The 16,859-nt window shown below is 72.0% G+C and carries 19 protein-coding genes; 10 read left to right on the forward strand and 9 right to left on the reverse strand.

Features of this window, described 5'->3' with window-relative positions:
- Positions 1-40: 40 nt before the first annotated feature.
- Positions 41-1,243, forward strand: coding sequence for a serine hydrolase domain-containing protein (locus F4558_RS02975; RefSeq protein ID WP_209273162.1), 1,203 nt, complete (start codon positions 41-43; stop codon positions 1,241-1,243).
- Positions 1,244-1,330: 87 nt separating this feature from the next.
- Here the strand turns inward: F4558_RS02975 and F4558_RS02980 are convergent, their stop codons facing one another.
- The 6 genes from F4558_RS02980 to F4558_RS03005 form a co-directional block, all read right to left on the reverse strand.
- Complete coding sequence (locus tag F4558_RS02980; RefSeq protein WP_167943100.1) at positions 1,331-1,903, reverse strand: hypothetical protein; 573 nt, start codon at positions 1,901-1,903, stop codon at positions 1,331-1,333.
- Positions 1,900-3,222 carry an ABC transporter permease gene (locus F4558_RS02985; RefSeq protein WP_167943101.1) on the reverse strand — a complete coding sequence of 441 codons (1,323 nt, stop codon included), beginning with the start codon at positions 3,220-3,222 and terminating at the stop codon, positions 1,900-1,902. Before F4558_RS02985 ends, F4558_RS02980 begins: the two co-directional genes overlap by 4 nt.
- Positions 3,219-4,019, reverse strand: coding sequence for an ATP-binding cassette domain-containing protein (locus F4558_RS02990; protein ID WP_167943102.1), 801 nt, complete (start codon positions 4,017-4,019; stop codon positions 3,219-3,221). The genes F4558_RS02985 and F4558_RS02990 overlap by 4 nt, the downstream gene beginning before the upstream one ends.
- An 11-nt stretch (positions 4,020-4,030) precedes the next feature.
- The gene (locus F4558_RS02995; protein WP_167943103.1) at positions 4,031-4,837 is read right to left on the reverse strand and encodes an anti-sigma factor; all 807 of its coding nucleotides are present in this window, start codon (positions 4,835-4,837) and stop codon (positions 4,031-4,033) included.
- Positions 4,834-5,385 (reverse strand): RNA polymerase sigma factor, encoded by a 552-nt coding sequence (locus F4558_RS03000; RefSeq protein ID WP_053653292.1) that lies wholly within the window; start codon positions 5,383-5,385, stop codon positions 4,834-4,836. Before F4558_RS03000 ends, F4558_RS02995 begins: the two co-directional genes overlap by 4 nt.
- Before the next feature lie 171 nt (positions 5,386-5,556).
- Complete coding sequence (locus tag F4558_RS03005; RefSeq protein WP_167943104.1) at positions 5,557-5,763, reverse strand: hypothetical protein; 207 nt, start codon at positions 5,761-5,763, stop codon at positions 5,557-5,559.
- A 430-nt stretch (positions 5,764-6,193) separates the two neighbouring features.
- On the opposite strand from F4558_RS03005, the gene F4558_RS03010 reads away from it, so the two are divergent.
- The 3 genes from F4558_RS03010 to F4558_RS03020 all read left to right on the forward strand — a co-directional run bounded on the left by F4558_RS03010 (position 6,194) and on the right by F4558_RS03020 (position 8,532).
- Complete coding sequence (locus F4558_RS03010; protein WP_167943105.1) at positions 6,194-6,463, forward strand: hypothetical protein; 270 nt, start codon at positions 6,194-6,196, stop codon at positions 6,461-6,463.
- Positions 6,463-7,500 carry a hypothetical protein gene (locus tag F4558_RS03015; protein ID WP_167943106.1) on the forward strand — a complete coding sequence of 346 codons (1,038 nt, stop codon included), beginning with the start codon at positions 6,463-6,465 and terminating at the stop codon, positions 7,498-7,500. Before F4558_RS03010 ends, F4558_RS03015 begins: the two co-directional genes overlap by 1 nt.
- Before the next feature lie 102 nt (positions 7,501-7,602).
- The gene (locus F4558_RS03020; protein ID WP_167943107.1) at positions 7,603-8,532 is read left to right on the forward strand and encodes an LLM class F420-dependent oxidoreductase; all 930 of its coding nucleotides are present in this window, start codon (positions 7,603-7,605) and stop codon (positions 8,530-8,532) included.
- On the opposite strand, the gene F4558_RS03025 is transcribed toward F4558_RS03020, so the two are convergent.
- Positions 8,529-8,939, reverse strand: a complete 411-nt coding sequence (locus F4558_RS03025) for a hypothetical protein (protein ID WP_167943108.1) — start codon at positions 8,937-8,939, stop codon at positions 8,529-8,531. The two genes, F4558_RS03020 and F4558_RS03025, sit on opposite strands and share 4 nt — an antisense overlap.
- A 101-nt stretch (positions 8,940-9,040) precedes the next feature.
- Here F4558_RS03025 and F4558_RS03030 point away from each other — a divergent pair, with 101 nt between their 5' ends.
- Together F4558_RS03030 and F4558_RS03035 are read left to right on the forward strand one after the other, a co-directional pair.
- Positions 9,041-9,811: a hypothetical protein gene (locus F4558_RS03030; RefSeq protein WP_157552327.1), complete on the forward strand. Its 771-nt coding sequence runs from the start codon at positions 9,041-9,043 to the stop codon at positions 9,809-9,811.
- A 38-nt stretch (positions 9,812-9,849) separates the two neighbouring features.
- The gene (locus tag F4558_RS03035) at positions 9,850-11,082 is read left to right on the forward strand and encodes an FAD-binding protein (RefSeq protein ID WP_167947210.1); all 1,233 of its coding nucleotides are present in this window, start codon (positions 9,850-9,852) and stop codon (positions 11,080-11,082) included.
- A 30-nt stretch (positions 11,083-11,112) separates the two neighbouring features.
- Here the strand turns inward: F4558_RS03035 and F4558_RS03040 are convergent, their stop codons facing one another.
- Positions 11,113-12,246, reverse strand: a complete 1,134-nt coding sequence (locus F4558_RS03040) for a site-2 protease family protein (protein ID WP_167943116.1) — start codon at positions 12,244-12,246, stop codon at positions 11,113-11,115.
- A gap of 55 nt (positions 12,247-12,301) precedes the next feature.
- A complete protein-coding gene (locus tag F4558_RS03045; protein ID WP_053653285.1) occupies positions 12,302-13,156 on the reverse strand; it encodes an alpha/beta hydrolase in 855 nt (284 codons plus the stop codon).
- Positions 13,157-13,315: 159 nt separating this feature from the next.
- Between F4558_RS03045 and F4558_RS03050 the strand changes: the two genes are divergently transcribed.
- Genes F4558_RS03050 through F4558_RS03065 form a run of 4 tightly spaced genes read left to right on the forward strand, consistent with a single transcriptional unit; the run spans position 13,316 to position 16,822 of the window.
- Positions 13,316-14,215, forward strand: a complete 900-nt coding sequence (locus tag F4558_RS03050) for an ABC transporter ATP-binding protein (protein WP_167943118.1) — start codon at positions 13,316-13,318, stop codon at positions 14,213-14,215.
- A 1-nt stretch (position 14,216) separates the two neighbouring features.
- Positions 14,217-15,041, forward strand: a complete 825-nt coding sequence (locus tag F4558_RS03055) for an ABC transporter permease (RefSeq protein WP_167943119.1) — start codon at positions 14,217-14,219, stop codon at positions 15,039-15,041.
- A 27-nt stretch (positions 15,042-15,068) separates the two neighbouring features.
- Positions 15,069-16,205, forward strand: a complete 1,137-nt coding sequence (locus F4558_RS03060) for a sensor histidine kinase (RefSeq protein ID WP_167943120.1) — start codon at positions 15,069-15,071, stop codon at positions 16,203-16,205.
- Positions 16,202-16,822, forward strand: a complete 621-nt coding sequence (locus tag F4558_RS03065; protein ID WP_053653281.1) for a response regulator transcription factor — start codon at positions 16,202-16,204, stop codon at positions 16,820-16,822. The genes F4558_RS03060 and F4558_RS03065 overlap by 4 nt, the downstream gene beginning before the upstream one ends.
- Positions 16,823-16,859: the final 37 nt, after the last annotated feature.

A 16,859-nucleotide genomic window follows, 5' to 3' on the forward strand; every position in this document is an offset into this window, starting at 1 on the left:
CGTTGATGGTGTCACGTGTTGCCGACACCGAGGAGCCATCATGCCCGCCAAAACAGGCGATCCCGCCCGCCGCCGTCGAACCACGCGGATGGCCGCCGTCGCGGTGGCCGCCGCCGTTGTCGGCGCCGCCCTGACCGGCCCGTCTGCGTTCGCCGACTCCGACTCCGGTCGGCACGGCGGCCCCCGGGACGCCGTTCAGCGGCATCTGGACGGACTGGTCAGCGAGAGCGGCTTCCCCGGTGCGCTCGCCTCCGTGCGGGGGGCCGGCGGGCGCGAGCGCGACTACACGGCAGGGGTCAGCGACCTCCAGAAGCGTCGCCCGGTGCCCCGCGACGCCCAGGTCCGCATCGGCAGCAACACCAAGACGTTCACCGCTGTGGTCGTCCTCCAACTGGTGGGCGAGGGCCGCATCGACCTGGACGCCACCGTCGAGCACCACCTGCCGGGCGTCGTGCGCGGCAACGGCCACGACGGCAGCAAGATCACCGTACGTCAGCTGCTGCAACAGACGAGCGGCCTGCCCGACTACGACGACGTGCTGTTCACCAAGCCGCAGGACCTGATCGACAAGAGTCGCTCGTACTACGGGCCGCGTCGGCTTGTGGACGCGGCGCTCACGAACACGCCGCACTTTCCGCCGGGGGAGAGGTGGGAGTACAGCAACACCAACTTCGTCCTCGCCGGGCTCATCGTCGAACAGGTCACCGAACGTCCGATCGGCGAGGAGATCACCAACCGCATCATCCGGCCGCTGAAGCTGCGGGACACCTACTGGCCGGGCGTCGGTGAGCAGCGTCTTCGCGGCACCCACCCGCGCGGCTACGTCGCGGTGGCCCCTGGCGCCCCGTGGGTGGACGTCACCGAGATGGACCCGTCCCTGGGCTGGGCGGCAGGTCAACTGGTCTCCACGCCGGACGAGCTGCGGACCTTCTTCGACGCGCTGGTGGGCGGCAAATTGCTCAAGCCCGCCCAGCAGGCGGCACTGATGACGACAGTGCCCGCGCCCGGGTTCGAGCCGGCCGGACAGTACGCGTACGGGCTGGGTGTGGCCCGGTACGAGCTGCCCTGCGGCGGCTACGCCTGGGGGCACGGCGGCGACATCCAGGGCTTCCAGACCCGCAACCTCGCCACCCAGGACGGCCGGAGCGCGGTGGTGGCCGTGACCGGTCTGCCGACGACCGGGGAGATGCTCGTCGCGGTGAACAAGACCGTCGAGACGGCGCTGTGCGGCACCGGTAGCTGACGTCCTCCACTATCGACCCGGTTTCGGTGAGAGCGGGGTATCCGACTCGTGCGGATACCCCGCTGTCACCGTTGCGCTGGCCTCGTTTCAGTCGCGTCGGGCGGAGCCGAGGAACGCGTACGTCAGCAAGCCCGCGACCGCCAGGACGGCGGCGACCACCGCAGCGGGTCGGCTGGTGTGGGGTTGGCCCTGCCAGGTGGCGAGGGCGCCCCAGGTGCTCGACTGGGGGAACAGGGCGGCGACGACCGTCCACCCCAGGGGGAGGAACCAGGCGCGGGCCGCGCCGACGACGCTCGCGCACAGGGCGGTCAGGCCCAGCAGGCCAGCGGTGTCGCGGAGCACCAGCGCGGCGGGGCCGAAACGGGCGCCGGTGGGCACTGTGGCGAGGAGTACGACGAGCACGAGCGCCAGCGCGGCCAGCAGGTGCAGGGCTCGCCGCCAGGGCCAGCGCAGTGACGCGGTGCGCTCCAGGTCCTCGTCCGGGGCGGCAAGCGTTGTCGACAGGACCGACACCATCAGCACGATCGTCAGCACGACGATCAGGAGGATGGCGTCGCGTTCCTTGGCGAGGGTCAGCCACAGCGCCCAGATCAGGGCGGCTCCACCGACGGAAGCGGCCACTGCCAGGGGTACGCGTCGCGCGCGCAGGTGGAGGGTCACCGCGACAGCAGCCCGGTGCTGTCGCGGCAGGCCAGAATCGCGTCGCGTACCGCCGTCACGCGGGAGAGCGCCTCCGGTTCCGGCAGCTTTTGCAGCCCCTGCCACAGCGCGACAGCCTCGGCAGTGGTCTCCGGATCCTCCTCGAACACCTCGGGGATCTCCTCGACGGCGGAGACCGGCTGCCTGCCGAGCAGGTAGTAGGCGGCTGCCCGTTCGACCGCGCCGTTGCGCTCGCAGCGCGTGTCGGCGTACCCGATGCCCAGACCGAAGACCATCTCGGGCACCACGACGTCGGGATGGGCCAGGCCGCCGCGTTCGTCGATCCGGACGAAAACCGTGACGACGTCGAGGTCACGCGCCGGCGCACCATCGGTGAGGTAGGCCCGCCGCTCCTCGTGCGCCTGGGTGGGGGCGTTCGGCAGCTTCGCGAGGACTGCAAGCCCTTCGCGGGCGAGCGGGGTCAGGGTGTCGAGCACGTTGGCGTGGATCCGGGTGACGCAGACCTTCGGCGCGTCGTCGGTGCAGACGAGTTCGCGGGCGACCGGATCGACCGGTGCGACGAGAGTGGCCTCGTCGCGGGGGACGATCGCCGCTGCGGCGCCGAAGCCGAGCAGCACCGGCAGCGCGGCGGCCAGCCAGACCCGTGGGTTCCGGGCGACCAGCAGCAGTACGCCCGTCAGCGCGAGCCCGACCATCCAGATGGCGAGCGCGGCGGTGACCCCCGCGTCGATGGTCTGGAACGGATAGAACGAGCCGCTGCCGTAGGCGGGGGACAGCACCGCAGCCATCCAGTCCGGCTGCATGATCGCTGTGAAGAAGACCAGCAGCACACCGGCCACGGCGAGCACGGGGGCGGTCACCAGTGCGGGCAGCAGCCGCCCGATGCCCAGGCCGAGCCAGGTCGCCGCGACCAGAGAGAACGCGCCGACAAGCACGATGGCGACGACGTCCGGCGGAAAGTAGCCGGCGGTCGAGGCGAGCTGCACGCCACCCGCGACGACGACGAGCACGTAGGCGAGCCCGAGCGTGGCCCCCATCGCGACGAGCACCGGCAGCATCCGCCGCAACGGTGAGCGGGGTGTGGTGTCGAACAGCTCACCGACCTTGGCGCGGTGCTCGCGGCGGCCCTGCCACGCGCCGGCGGCCAGGGCGATCGGCCACAGCAGGATCATGTATTCCTTCGTGGTCAGTGCGAGGGACAACCACCCGTCCGACCAGCGCCCTCGGGCGAGGTAGAGAGTGGCCACACCGACCGTCAACGCGAGCAGGGCAGCGCCGACAGCTGCGGAGCGGCGCAACTCGATCCGGAGGATGCTCATCGGACGGCCTCCGCCCGGTGGCGGCGCAGCAGGGCCGAGTAGCCGCGTTCGGCAGGGCTGTCGCCCGCCTGACCGTCGTCGCCCTGCGCGGCCAGCCCGGCTGGTGTGCCCTGCCACACCAGCCGGCCCTCGTTGACGAGCACCACCTCGGTGCAGGCGGCCACCACGTCCTCGACCAGGTGGGTGGAGACCAGCACGCAGGCGTCCGTGCCCAGGTCACGCAGCAGCTCGCGCAGGTCGAGGCGCTGCTCCGGGTCGAGGCCGACTGTCGGCTCGTCCATCAGCAGCACCTGCGGGTCGTTCACGATTGCCTGGGCGACGCCGACCCGGCGCAGCATCCCGCCGGAGAGTGTCTTGAGCCGGGCGTCGGCCTTGGGGCTGAGCCCCACCCGGTCGATAGCGCGTTGCGTGGCCGCCGGGATGTCGGCCTTCGGCATCTCCTTCAACCAGGCCATGTACGCCACGAACTCGCGCACGGTGAACCGTGGGTAGTAGCCGAAGTGCTGCGGCAGGTAGCCCAGCGCGCGTCGGGCCGGGCGCAGGTCGGCGCGGCCGTCGACCGGGCAGCCGAGCAGTGTCAGCCGCCCACCGGACGGCGTGAGCACCGTCGCGAGGGCGCGCATCAGCGTCGTCTTGCCCGCGCCGTTGGGCCCCAGCAGGCCGTGGACGCCGGTGCCAAGGCTCAGGTCGAGCCCGTCGACGGCCAGGTGACGCCCGGCGCGCACCTTCAACGCTTCGGCCTGAATGGCCCAGGGATGGGTGGTGGCCGTCGTTTCCGCAGTACTCACCGCTCGCATTGTGGTTCCTCTCAGAACGAGGTGATGCGCCGGAAACTGCCGGCGCGTAGCAGGGTCAGGGCGGCCAGGACGACCGTGAGGAGGGCCCACGCGCCGGTGGCGGCGGGTTCGAGGAGTACGGGTAGCTCCGCGCTCGCCAGGCTGGGTGCGACCACGGCGGCGGCCCAGGCCGCCATCAGGCCGATCGCCGCGCGCTGGACGCCGACGAGGGAGCCGAGCAGCAGCGTGGCAGCCGTGAAGGCCAGGCACGGCAACAGCAGCAACGCAGGGTTCGGCCGGCTCGCACCGACCGAGGCGACCGCGGCGAGCACCGGGATGACAAGGACCAGCACCACTGCGGTACGCCGCAGCAGCATCGTCAACCCGGCCGAGGGGGTACCGGCGATCAACTCCCAGGCCGGGTCGGCGCGTCTGCTCCAGGCGGCCGCGACACCGGGCAGCGGCGCCAGGGGCGCGAGCAGCAACACGATCGACGGCAACTGCGGCAGGATGCTGGTGAGCAGGGTGGCGGTGCCGAGCACGGCGGCGGTCATGGCCACCCACGGCAGCAGCGCCGCCACGAACCAGCGCTGCCGGACCGGCGTACGGAAGAAGGCTCTTGATCGTGGGGTGGGGCCGGCGGCGATCTCGCGGTCGACGGCCGCCGCGACCTGGGCGATCAGGGCGCGTGACGTGGCAGTGGTGCTGCCGGCGAGCCGGGCACGGCAGTCGCCGCAGCTCTCCAGGTGCACCTCGATCGACCAGACGGTCGCCTCGTCCAGCCCGGGGCTGCCCTCGGCGTAGCTGTCGATCTCGCTCAGGGTGGGGTGCGTGGTCATGACAGGGCCTCCCGCAGGGCGATCCGGGCTCGGCGGACCCGGGACTTGACGGTGTTCTCGGGTACGCCCAGCAGCACCGACGTTTCGCGGACGGAGAAGCCGTCGAGGACTGTGGCCCGCAGCACCGCGCGGACCTCGGGCGGCAGGACGGCCAGGGCCTGTTCGAGTTCCTGCCCGACCCGGCCGGCCAGCACCTCGTCCTCCGCGGCGGGCGCCACTGTGACGCCCGGGTGCACCTGCGGCATCTGTGCCTGCCGGGCGCGGCGCCGGAATGCGTCGACCAGGCGGTGCGCGGCGATGGTCCACAACCAGCCGACGGCGCTGCCCTTGACGTGGTCGCCGGCGAAGCTGCCAGCAGCCCGCCAGACGGCCAGGTAGGTCTCCTGGAGCACGTCGGCGACCACGTCCGGGTCGGCGCACCGGCGACGCAGCCGCACCTCCAGCCACGGCGCCGTACGCCTGTAGAGCTCGTCGAAGGCCCGCCGGTCACCGCGGGCCACACGGCGCACGAGCTCCTGCTCGTCGGCCGCATCCAGGCTTCGTCTCACATGGGGTAAGACGACGGCTCCCGGATGATCGGGTCCCGCGATGGTGTGATCGCCGTCACTGCTGCTGCGCATGTCCTCAGTCGTTACGCCGGGGCGGCCCCGGTTCGCCGATCGTCGGCGCAGCACCCGGTGGCTGCCGGGGAACGGACCGGCGTCAGCTCCGTCCGGGCGTCACGCGGGCGGCGGAGAGTCGTCTCCCCGGGGCGTTTTACGCAGCCACAGTGACACACCGGCCAGGCAGCAGACCGCACCTACGACGACGATCGCCGTCTCCTCCAGCTCGGAGAGGTCGTCCAGGAACGGAAATGTGTGCGAGAGCACCAGCGCCACGAACGCGATCAGCAGCAGAAGCACGGCGAGCACTCGGTGTCGGAGCATGAACGCATCGAATCACACCACGTCGAGCATCCACGTGCGTCTACCCGCTACCGCCGGCGGCGGACCTGGCGCAGCTGGGCTCGCGCCGCCGCCGGAGCCCGGACCTGACCACCCGATCAGCCCTTTCATGGATAAGTCGGTACCTGTGTCGCAAACAGGACAAGACGGTAAAGCCCCTGGTGGGGCACTGTTGGGGCAGGGAAAGAGGCGGACAGATGTCGGCCATATCCCCTTCCCACCGCCGCGGGCGCCCGCAGCGGTGTCACCGCCCACCCGGGACAAGGACGTCATCACCGCCGGCAGTTCGCCGCTTCGCGGTCGCCACCGCATCCGCCCCGACCGGCATTAGCCACAGTGGACTCCGCCCGGGGCCGACGTCGCTCACCCGCGCGACCGGCCCCGGCGACCCGAATTCAGGAAGGACCCCACAATGGCCGCTCCCACGGCGACCGCAGCACTGAACGCATCCGTCTTCGCGCCGGGTGACCAGATGCTGCTGACCGTCACGTACTCCGACGCCGACACCAGACCGCTCACCGTCACCATCGTGGTCACCGACGCGCAGGGCAACAGCAGCGCACCGGTGAAGGTCAGCGCCGTCATCGACCCGCTCACCGTGACGGTCTCCGACAGCTCCGGGCGTACCTGGAACCGGGTCTCCGACAACGGCTCGGTGGCCGTCTACCGGGCGGTGGCGTGATGCCCCGGGTCACCGTCCAGGTCCGCGACGCCGCCGGTCACGCCGCGACGGCAACCGCCGACTACGAGATGAGCCAGCCGGTGCTCGGCGGCTATTACCTGTCCGGCGGCGCGGATCCGACAGCCGATATGGCCGGCGGCAACTTCCGCTCGCTGACCCAGTACCGCAGCTTCGCCGACGGCTACACCTTCCCCGGCTACAACCGGCCATGGCTGACCAGCCTCGGCAAGGCCCGGGTGCAGATGAACATGGTGCTGGAGCTGAAGCACTACGGCGCACCGAACGCCGGGCCGCAGACGTTCACAGTGGACGGCACCTCGCACACGGTGCCGGCGCCGTCGATGACCATCCAGCAGCGCCCCGGCACCACCTGGCCGAGGGCGTACGGGTACACGCAGGTCATCACCGGCCAGTGCGACGGACTGCTGCACCGCGCCCTGGCGCAGTATCGGACACTCGGCTTCGGAGTGAACATCCAACTCGCCTCCGAACTGGACACCGACCACGAGTTCGGCACCACCGAGAACGGCAAGGTGTACACCTGGGCGGAGTCGGACGCGCGGGCCGTGCAGGCGGTGAACTACATCATCAGCTGGTTCAAGGGACGGGCGCTGCCCGCCGGCACCACGTTCTCGATCGGGGTGGGCGGCTTCGACAGGGCCTGCTACCAGCGCACCCACCCGGAGTCGCTGATGGCCCGGCTGGACTTCCTCCAGTGGAACGCCTACGCCACGGCCCCCGGGCAGACCGCGCTGGCACGGTTCCGCCGTACCAGGGACTGGGCGGTGGCGGACCTCGGGCCGGTGGCGCTGTCCCGGCCCGTGATCATCGCGGAGTACGGGGTGCGGGTGGCGGAGATCCCCGACCAGGCGGCCTGGATCGCCACCGTCCCGGCGGCCATCGCCCAGCTCAACGCCGAGCGGGGGCCACGGATCGTCCGGACCAACTACTTCAACTCCGGGTGGGGAACCCTGTCGCCGAAGGCCGCCGGGTTGGCCGCGTTGCGCGAGGCGTACGCCAAACGGCCGTACGTCTGAGCGACAGTCGAGCCGGCCCTTCGGCGCCGGCTCGGCCGTTGTCGAGCCGTTCGGCCTCGGCATCCGTGCGCGCCGCGCCGAACGGCTACCTATGCTCGGATCATGGAATTGCGGATCTTCACCGAACCCCAGCAGGGCGCCAGCTACGACGAGTTGCTCGCGGTGGCCCGCTGCGCCGAGGACGCCGGCTACGGTGCGTTCTTCCGGTCCGACCACTACCTCAAGATGGGCGCGGTCAGCGGCGACCCCGGCCCCACCGATGCGTGGACCACCCTCGCGGGCCTGGCCCGGGACACCAGCCGGATCCGGCTCGGCACCCTGATGACCGCCGCCACCTTCCGACTGCCCGGCCCGCTGGCGATCACCGTGGCGCAGGTCGACCAGATGAGCGGCGGCCGGGTCGAGTTGGGCATCGGCACCGGCTGGTACGGCGACGAGCACACCGCGTACGGCATCCCGTTCCCGCCCCTTGGCGAGCGGTTCGACAGGTTGGAGGAGCAGCTCGCGGTCATCACCGGCCTCTGGTCCACGCCGCCGGGGGAGAGGTTCGATTACGCCGGGCGGTACTACCCGGTCAGTGACTCGCCGGCCCTGCCCAAGCCGGTGCAGCAGCCCCGTCCGCCGATCCTGCTGGGCGGCATGGGCCCGAAGCGCACACCTCGGCTGGCAGCCCGCTACGCCGACGAGTTCAACCTGCCGTTCGCCTCCGTGGAGGACACGGCGGCGCAGTTCGAGCGGGTGCGCGCGGCGTGCGCCGAGATCGACCGCGACCCGGCCGGGATGGTGTGGTCCAACGCCCTGGTGCTCTGCTGCGGGCGCAACGACGCCGAGGTGGCACGGCGGGCCGCCGCCATCGGCCGCGAACCCGACGAACTGCGGGCCAACGGCCTGGCAGGGACGCCCGACGAGGTCCTGGACACCATCGGCCGGTACGCCGAGATCGGCAGCCAGCGCCTCTACCTCCAGGTGCTGGACCTGGCCGACCTGGACCACCTGGAACTGGTCGCCACCGAGGTGATGGCGAACCTCTAGGCGTTCCTGGCCGGGTCGCGCAGCACGGTGTCCAGCCGACCGTCGCGGTCGCTGTCCACATAGGTGATGTCCGGTACGCCGTCACCGTCCACGTCGATCTCGACGATGTCGGCGATGCCGTCACCGTCGAGATCGGTGACCACCTCGACCGAGCCGTCCACGTGCCGGGTCACGATCGACAGCGACCTGGCGCCGGGCTCGCGCGGCGGAGGGCCGGGCGACGGTACGGGCGTCGGCGCGGGCGGGGGAGCGGGTGTCGGACGGGGACCGGGCGTGGGTGACGGGTGGCTCGCCCACCGGGCGCCCGGCGGGGCGCTGGCCGGCTCGACCGCGCTGCCGGTCGGGTCCAGCTCCTCCTCGGACGGGAAGACGTCGCCCCGCGGGGCAGGGTCGCGATAGCTGCTCATGGGCGTAGGGTTCCCCGACGATGGCGAGAACAACCGTGCCCGATCGTCCGGTGTCCGTGGCGTCCGATCTGTCGGAGGATGCGGGAAGCTACGCCACGGTCATGAACGGGGGTCCGAGCGTGGAGCTGCGCCGGAGTCGGGGGTCCCGGCTGCTCGCCGTTGTCTGCGTACTCGGTGGGGTGGTGTTGTTGGCCCTGCCCAGCGACGGCGCCCCGCTACGGATGGTCATCGCGGTCGGCGCTGTCGCGCTCGGCCTCGTGGCGCTGGTCAGCGCCCTGCGGCCGTTCCGGTTCGGGATCGACGCGGACGGCCTGACCATCAGGCGTCCGGGCCTGCGCCGCTCGATCGCCTGGGCCGAGGTCGACGCGCTGGTCCTCGACGAGCCACCCCGACGCGACGGGCGCCCCGAGCCGCCGCGCCTGCTGCTGGTGCCTCCGCCTGGTGTGCCGGTCGAGCCGGTGACCGCCCGCCACCCGATCGACGGGCGGCCCGCGATCGAGCTGCTCGTCCTCGACCAGGTCCGGGAGCAGCCCGAGCAGGTGGCGGCCGCGCTCACCAGCTACGCCGGTGACCGTTTCGTGGACCTGCCCGCGCTGCGTCGCGCCGCCTTCGCCGACCCCGACCTGCCCGCCAGCCTGCGCGGCTACCAGATGAACCGGGTCGACCAGTTGATCCGGCTCGGTCAGGACGCGCTGGTGTCCGGTGACCCGCAGATCCGGCAGGCCGCCCGCAACGAGATCGAACACGCCCGCGCCGCCGGCTTGCCGATCGCCCAGCGGGGGTACGGCGGACTTGCGGCCGAAACGGCGCTGGACGCCCTCACCGCCGCGCTGGCCGACCACCCGACCACCGACCGGAGGACCACGCCGTGACCGCCCTCGAACCGGGCGGCCCGCCGGCCGCCGCCGACGTGCCGCGCCGCAACTGGGCCGGCAACGTGCGCTATGCCGCGCGGGAGTTCCACCGACCCGACACCATCGACGACCTGCGCCGCCTCGTCGCCGGCAGCACCCGCCTCCGGGCGGTCGGCAGCGGCCACTCCTTCAACCGCCTCGGTGACACCGACGGGGACCTGGTCAGCCTCGCCGGGCTGCCCCCGACGATCGAGGTCGACCGGGAGCGCGGGCAGGTCACCGTCGCCGGCGCGATGCGCTACGGCGACGTCGGGCAACACCTGCACACCCAGGGGTACGCGCTGGCGAACCTCGCCTCACTGCCGCACATCTCGGTGGCCGGCGCGGTGGCCACCGCCACCCACGGCTCCGGCCAGACCCACGGCAACCTCGCCACAGCCGTCGCCGCCCTGGAGATCGTCACCGCCGACGGCGACCTGCTGCACGTCGACCGTGACGACGACACGTTCGCCGGCATTGTGGTCGGGCTCGGCGCGCTCGGTGTTGTCACCCGGCTCACCCTGGACGTGGTGCCGACCTTCGACCTGCGCCAGTACGTCCGCCTCGACCTGGCACCCGAGGCGCTGGACGAGGCGCTCGGCTCGGCGTACAGCGTGAGCGTCTTCACCGACTGGCGTACGCCACGGCTGCGGGAGGTGTGGCGCAAACAGTCGACGGACCAGTCGCCGCCCGAGGCGGACTGGCTCGGCACCACCGCCGCCGACGAGCCACGGCACCCGGTGCTCGGGATGCCCACGGAGAACTGCACCCCCCAGCTCGGCGTGCCGGGGCCGTGGCACGAGCGGCTGCCGCACTTCAAGCTCGGCTTCACCCCGAGCAGCGGCGACGAACTCCAGTCCGAATACCACGTGCCCCGCACGTCGATGGCCGAGGTGCTCGCCGCGTTGGCCGAGGTGGCGCACCTGATCGCGCCGGTGCTCCAGGTGTGTGAGCTGCGTACGGTGGCGGCGGACGAGCTGTGGCTCAGCCCGAACTACCGGCGCGACAGCCTCGCTGTGCACTTCACCTGGGTGGACGACGCCGACGCGGTGCTGCCGGTGCTGGCCGAGGTCGAGGAACGCCTGGCCCCGTTCGCGCCCCGCCCGCACTGGGGCAAGGTCTTCGTCACCGATCCGAGGGCCCTGGCCGCCCGCTACCCGAGGTACGCCGACTTCGAGGCCCTACTGACCGACCTGGACCCGAAGGGCAAGTTCCGCACCGACCTCCTGGATCACTACTTCCCCCGCTGAGCCTTTCCCGCCACTCCTTCGCCTCGGTGATCATGAGGTCGGGGCGCGGAGGGTGCTTCGCTGGACTGCTCGGCTGATGTCGCTGGGGGAGACGATGCCGGTGAGGCGACCCTCGTCGTCCACCACCAGGGCCCGGCCGTCGGCGCACTCGGTGAGCCGGGGCAGCAGGTCGTTGAGCTGCTCACCCGGCTTGGCGAGAACCAGCTCGTCGGCCCGGCAGGCCACCTCGGCCAGCGTCGTCGACGCCCGCCGGTCCGCCGGTACGCCCCGCACCCGGTCCAGCGTCACAAGCCCGCTCGGGCGACCATCCTCGGTCAGCGGCAGTGCCGAATGCCGGTACGCGAACAGGTAGTGATCGACGAACTCGCCGACCGTCAGGTCCGCCGAGGCGGTCTGCGGCTGCGGGGTCATCACGTCGGCCACCCGGATCCCTCGCAACGCGCTGCCGGTGCGGGCCTGCCGCTCCTCCATGCCTGCGGCGCCGACCAGGAACCAGCCGATCAGCGCCAGCCACAACCCGCCGAAGCCGATGCCGGACAGGAACTGCCACAGGCCGACGCCGATCAGCAGCACGCCGAGCACCCAGCCCGCCCGGGCGGCGACCACCGACGCCCGGGTCCGGTCACCGGTGGCCTTCCACACTGCGGCGCGCAGCAACCGACCGCCGTCCAGAGGCGCGGCCGGCAGCACGTTGAACACCGCAAGCAACACGTTGATGCCGGCCAGCCACGCCACCGCGCCGAGCAGCAGCCCACCCTGCCCGGCCAGCGCGAGCAGCACGGCAATGGCACCGAAGAACGCGCCGAGCAGCAGACTGACAAGCGGGCCGACGCCGGCAATCCGTAGCTCCGCGCCCGGATCGCGCGGCTCGCCCCGCAACTCGGCGACCCCGCCGAACAGCCACAGCGTGATGCCGTCGACGTCCAGCCCGTTGCGCTTGGCCACCACGGCGTGCGACACCTCGTGGGCGAGCAGACCGACGAAGAAGACGACAGCCGCCACCAGCCCCGCGACGGCGTACGCCAAGGTGCTGCGGTCCGGGTACGAGCGGGGGAACTGGTTGGCGGCCAACCCCCAGGCGATCAGCGCGAAGATGACCAGAACGCTCCAGTTGACGCCGACCGGCACCCCCGCGATCCGACCAAGTCGGAAACTCGCCTTCATCTGCGGCTCATACCCGTAGGCCGCGCCGTCATACCCGCAGCCCGCCGTTGGCGGCTCAACGGCGCGGTGTCTCGCTGGCGATGGTTGCCTCGCGGGGCAGGGCCGCCGCGCGCAACGCCCAGTCCAGCGCGTAGTCGGCGATCCGCTCCCAGCCGTCCTGCCCGACGGTGAAGTGGGACCGGTCGGGGAACTCCTCGTACGCGGTGAGCGCCCGGGACTTCTGGTAGAGCGCCGCGTTGGACTGCACGACTGTCGCCGGCACCACGTGGTCCTGCCCGCCGGCCATCAGCAGCAGCGGCGGGCGGTTGTTGCGACCGTTGTCGACCTTCGCGGGCGAGGTCGGGTCGAGGTTGGCGAACGCGCTTTCGAAGAGCACCCGTCCGGCTCCCGGGACGGCGTAGCGCTGCCAGGCCCGGTCGGAGTCGGCGCGGCTCATCGTGTTGCCGAAGGCGTAGGCGAAATCGTCAGGGGTGAACGGGACGGCCCGGTTGCGGTTCGCGGGGTTGCGCAGGATCGAGAACGCCGAGCGCAACTGGCTCAGTGGCACCTTCAGCACGCCCTTGGGCGCCGACGAGTGCACGCCCACAGCGGCCGCGCCGAGGCCCCTGTCGACGAGGATCTGGGTGAACAGCCCGCCGAACGAGTGGCCCATGATGATCGGTGGTCGGGGCAGCGCCCGGATGATCCGGTCGTAGTGCGCGACGATCGTGGCGATGCTCTGCTCGGCGATCGGGCTGGGGTCGTCGCGCAGCTGCTCGACATCCCGGTCCATGCCGGGCCAGGCCGGGGCGAGGACGTTCATGCCGCGTGCCGTGTACCGCCTGGCCCACCCCTCCCAGCTGCGCGGGGTCATCCACAGCCCGTGGATGAGTACGACCGTGTCGACCCGGCCCTGCGGCGTGGCGCCCATCCTGTCCCCCCGGTGTAGCGGTGTCCGGCCCGGCGGTTACCCGCTGCCGGGCGCGGGATTCCTCAGCCCGCCGAATCGTGTGGCCCCTGACAAATGTCATGGTGGGAACGTGACGGCCGCTCCGGGCGTCAGGGTCCGCGCCGCCGGAGCATCAACCGCATGACCAGTACGCATCCGGCCGTCGAGCTGAGCGGCCTCACAAAGACCTTCGGCGCGGTCACCGCAGTCGACGGGTTGAGCCTGCGGGTGCAACCCGGCGAGGTGGTGGCGTTCCTCGGCCCCAACGGCGCGGGCAAGACCACCGCCATCGACATGCTGCTTGGCCTGGCCCGCCCGGACGCGGGCACGGTCCGCGTTTTCGGCGGCACCCCGGTCGACGCGGTGGCCCGGGGCCGGGTCGCCGCCGTGCTCCAGACCGGCGGGCTGCTCAAGGACCTCACAGTGGGTGAGACGGTCCGGATGACCTCCTACTTCTACCGGCACACCCGCCCGGCAGCGGAGGTGCTGGAACGGGCCGGCATCGCCGATCTCGCCGACCGGCTGGTCGGGCGGTGCTCGGGCGGGCAGCAGCAGCGGCTGCGCTTCGCGCTGGCACTACTGCCCGACCCGGACCTGATGGTGCTCGACGAGCCGACCACCGGCATGGACGTCGAGGGCCGCCGGACCTTCTGGCAGGCGTTGCGCCGGGACGCCCGCGATGGTCGCACGATCATCTTCGCCACCCACTACCTGGACGAGGCGGACGCGTACGCCGATCGGATCGTGCTGGTCCGGCAAGGGCGCACCGTTGCCGACGGCACCACCGCGGAGATCAAGAACCTGGCCGCCGGCCGTACGGTGCGCGCCACCCTGCCCGACGCGGACCAGGCCGCGCTCGCGGCGCTGCCCGGTGTGGACGCCGTGGAGGTACGCGGTGACAGCGTGCTGGTACGCACGGGTGACTCGGACTCGATAGCCCGTCACCTGCTCACCCGGACCGCCGCCCGGGATGTGGAGATCACCTCCCGCAATCTCGAGGACGCGTTCCTCGCACTGACCACCGAGCGCACCGGAGCCTGAGATGACGACCCAGCCGGCCACCTCCGCCGCCACACGGACCAACCGCAACGGCCGGTCCAAGCAACCCGACCGTCGACTGCCGGCCCAGGGCGGTTTCGCCCCGGGCGTCCTCGGCATCGAGTTGCGCAGGGTGCTGCGCAACCGCCGAACCCTCGCCTTCACGCTGATCATGCCGGGCGTGTTCTTCCTCATCTTCGGCCTGCCCCAGCGCGGGCAGACGCTTGACAACGGCCGTCCCGTGATGGCGTACGTCATGATCAGCCTGGCGGTGTACGCGGCAATGGTGGCGACCACAAGCGCGGGCGGCGCGGTCGCCACGGAGCGGGCACTGGGCTGGAGTCGACAGTTGCGGCTCACTCCGCTGCGCCCCACCGCGTACGTGGCGATGAAGCTCATCACCGCGATGACCCTCGGCCTGCTCGCGGTCGTCGTCGAGTTCCTTGTGGGCGCCGCAGCCGGTGTGCGCGTCCCGGCGCACGTCTGGCTGCTGGCCGGCCTCGCCGCCTGGGTCGGTTCGCTGGTGTTCGCCGCGTTCGGCCTGTTCATCGGCTACCTGGTGCCGGCCGAGAACGTCATGCAGTTCATCGGCCCGATCCTGGCGCTGTTGGCCATGTTCGGCGGGCTGTTCGTCCCGGTCGAGGTGCTGCCGCACGTGCTGGGGCAGGTCGCCAAATTCACCCCGGTGTACGGCATGGGAGAGCTGTCCCGCGCACCGCTGACCGGCGCCGATGTGAGCCTGGCCGGGGTGGCGAACATGGTCTTCTGGACGCTCGTCTTCGGCGTCGGCGCGGCGCGGCTGTTCCGCCGGGATACGGCGCGGGTCTGACGGCCGGCGACCGCTAGCGTGAAACCGATGGACCTCTCGACGGGGCAGCCCCGGCCGGCGAGCCGCCACTGGCGGTTCACCGGCTGGCTGCTGGCCGCGGTGTGGCTGTTCTTCCTCAACGTGCCGCTGTCCACCGCGCTGCACCAGCCGGAGCCCTGGCGGCGTGTCGTCGGCGTGGTGGCGCTGCTCGGCTTCGGCGTCGGGTACGTGCTGCTGTTCCAGTGGGCTCGCCGGCTGCGCCAAGCGCTGTTGCCTATCCCGGTGGGTCGGGCACGGGCCGGCCTGGTGCTCCTGTTCGCTGTGGGCGTGGCAAGCATCCCGGGCACCGGTGGGAACTGGTTGGCCACCCTGGTCTACGTCGCGGCGACGGCGGTGTTCCTGCTGCCTCGGTGGGAGGCGCTGGCCACCGTTGTGCTCTGCGCGCTGGCCCCGGTGGTGGCGTCCCGGCTGGTGTCGGGTTGGGAGTCGGTCGACACGATCTTCTTCGCGGTGCTGCTCGCGTCGTTCGCCATGTTCGGGGTTTCCCAGTTGGCTCAGCGCAACAGCGAGTTGCAGGCCGCCCAGCAGGAGATCCGCCGGCTCGCGGTCGCCGAGGAGCGGGCACGCGCTGCCCGCGACCTGCACGACATCCTGGGGCACTCGCTGACAGTCGTGGCGATCAAAGCCGAGCTGGCGGGCCGACTCATCGAGGTGGACCGCGAGCGGGCCGCGACCGAGATCGCCGAGGTGGAGGAGTTGGCCCGCGCGGCGCTTGCCGACGTACGGCAGACAGTCGGGGCGTACCGGGAGGTCACGCTCGCCGGGGAGCTGGCCGGCGCCCGGTCCGCGCTGACCGCGGCGGGCATCGCGGCCGACCTGCCGACCGAGGTGCCCGAGTTGCCGGGGGAGTGGGATCAGTTGTTCGGCTGGACGGTACGCGAAGGGGTGACCAATGTGGTCCGGCACAGTGGGGCGCGGTGCTGCACGGTCCGGGTGTACGCGGACCGGGCCGAGGTGAGCGACGACGGTCGAGGGCCGTCGACGCCGGACGCCGACGCGGACGGAAACGGGCTGGTAGGCCTACGTGAGCGGGCCGGACGGCTGGGAGCGGCGGTCACGGTGGGCCGCCGGCGGGACGGCACGGGGTTCCTGCTGCGCGTACACGTGCCCGGGGAGGCCAGGTGACTCCGATCCGGCTGCTGCTCGCCGACGACCAGGCGTTGGTACGGGGCGCACTGGCCGCGCTGCTGTCGCTGGAGCCGGACCTGACAGTGGTGGCGGAGGTCGGCCGGGGCGACGAGGTGGTGGCCGAGGCCCGCCGCAGCGCGCCCGACGTGGCCCTGCTGGACGTGGAGATGCCCGGCCTGGACGGCATCGCCGCCACTGCCGCGTTGCGGGCGGCGCTGCCGACCTGCCGGGTGCTCGTGGTGACGACCTTCGGCCGACCGGGTTACCTACGTCGCGCCATGGAGGCAGGCGCGAACGGCTTCGTCGTCAAGGACACTCCGGCGCGGCAGCTCGCCGACGCGGTCCGCCGGGTGCACGCCGGTCTGCGGGTGGTCGACCCGACGCTGGCGGCCGAAACCCTTGCCACCGGGGCCAGCCCGCTGACCGAGCGGGAAACCGAGGTGCTGCGCGCCGCCCGGGGTGGCGGGGCGGTCGCCGAGCTGGCGCGCACGCTGCACCTGTCCGAGGGGACGGTGCGCAACCACCTCTCGGCGGCGATCGGCAAGACCGGCGCCCGCAACCGGGCCGCCGCCGTACGCATCGCCGAGCAGAACGGCTGGCTGCTGGGCGAATGAGGCGGGTGTAGCCGCTGCCTGGCGGTGTCGGTGCGCC

The sequence above is a fragment of the Micromonospora profundi genome (assembly GCF_011927785.1).
Taxonomy (GTDB): Bacteria; Actinomycetota; Actinomycetes; order Mycobacteriales; family Micromonosporaceae; genus Micromonospora; species Micromonospora profundi.

What these genes read in the sequence shown, in the direction of transcription:
- F4558_RS03015 (WP_167943106.1), top strand. Translation starts at nt 6,463, where the DNA reads ATGCCCCGGGTCACCGTCCAGGTCCGCGACGCCGCCGGTCACGCCGCG.
- F4558_RS03020 (WP_167943107.1), top strand. Translation starts at nt 7,603, where the DNA reads ATGGAATTGCGGATCTTCACCGAACCCCAGCAGGGCGCCAGCTACGAC.
- F4558_RS03030 (WP_157552327.1), top strand. Translation starts at nt 9,041, where the DNA reads ATGAACGGGGGTCCGAGCGTGGAGCTGCGCCGGAGTCGGGGGTCCCGG.
- F4558_RS02985 (WP_167943101.1), bottom strand. Translation starts at nt 3,222, where the DNA reads ATGAGCATCCTCCGGATCGAGTTGCGCCGCTCCGCAGCTGTCGGCGCT.
- F4558_RS02995 (WP_167943103.1), bottom strand. Translation starts at nt 4,837, where the DNA reads ATGACCACGCACCCCACCCTGAGCGAGATCGACAGCTACGCCGAGGGC.
- F4558_RS03060 (WP_167943120.1), top strand. Translation starts at nt 15,069, where the DNA reads ATGGACCTCTCGACGGGGCAGCCCCGGCCGGCGAGCCGCCACTGGCGG.
- F4558_RS02990 (WP_167943102.1), bottom strand. Translation starts at nt 4,019, where the DNA reads ATGCGAGCGGTGAGTACTGCGGAAACGACGGCCACCACCCATCCCTGG.
- F4558_RS03010 (WP_167943105.1), top strand. Translation starts at nt 6,194, where the DNA reads ATGGCCGCTCCCACGGCGACCGCAGCACTGAACGCATCCGTCTTCGCG.
- F4558_RS02975 (WP_209273162.1), top strand. Translation starts at nt 41, where the DNA reads ATGCCCGCCAAAACAGGCGATCCCGCCCGCCGCCGTCGAACCACGCGG.
- F4558_RS03005 (WP_167943104.1), bottom strand. Translation starts at nt 5,763, where the DNA reads ATGCTCCGACACCGAGTGCTCGCCGTGCTTCTGCTGCTGATCGCGTTC.
- F4558_RS03025 (WP_167943108.1), bottom strand. Translation starts at nt 8,939, where the DNA reads ATGAGCAGCTATCGCGACCCTGCCCCGCGGGGCGACGTCTTCCCGTCC.
- F4558_RS03055 (WP_167943119.1), top strand. Translation starts at nt 14,217, where the DNA reads ATGACGACCCAGCCGGCCACCTCCGCCGCCACACGGACCAACCGCAAC.
- F4558_RS03040 (WP_167943116.1), bottom strand. Translation starts at nt 12,246, where the DNA reads ATGAAGGCGAGTTTCCGACTTGGTCGGATCGCGGGGGTGCCGGTCGGC.
- F4558_RS03050 (WP_167943118.1), top strand. Translation starts at nt 13,316, where the DNA reads ATGACCAGTACGCATCCGGCCGTCGAGCTGAGCGGCCTCACAAAGACC.
- F4558_RS03045 (WP_053653285.1), bottom strand. Translation starts at nt 13,156, where the DNA reads ATGGGCGCCACGCCGCAGGGCCGGGTCGACACGGTCGTACTCATCCAC.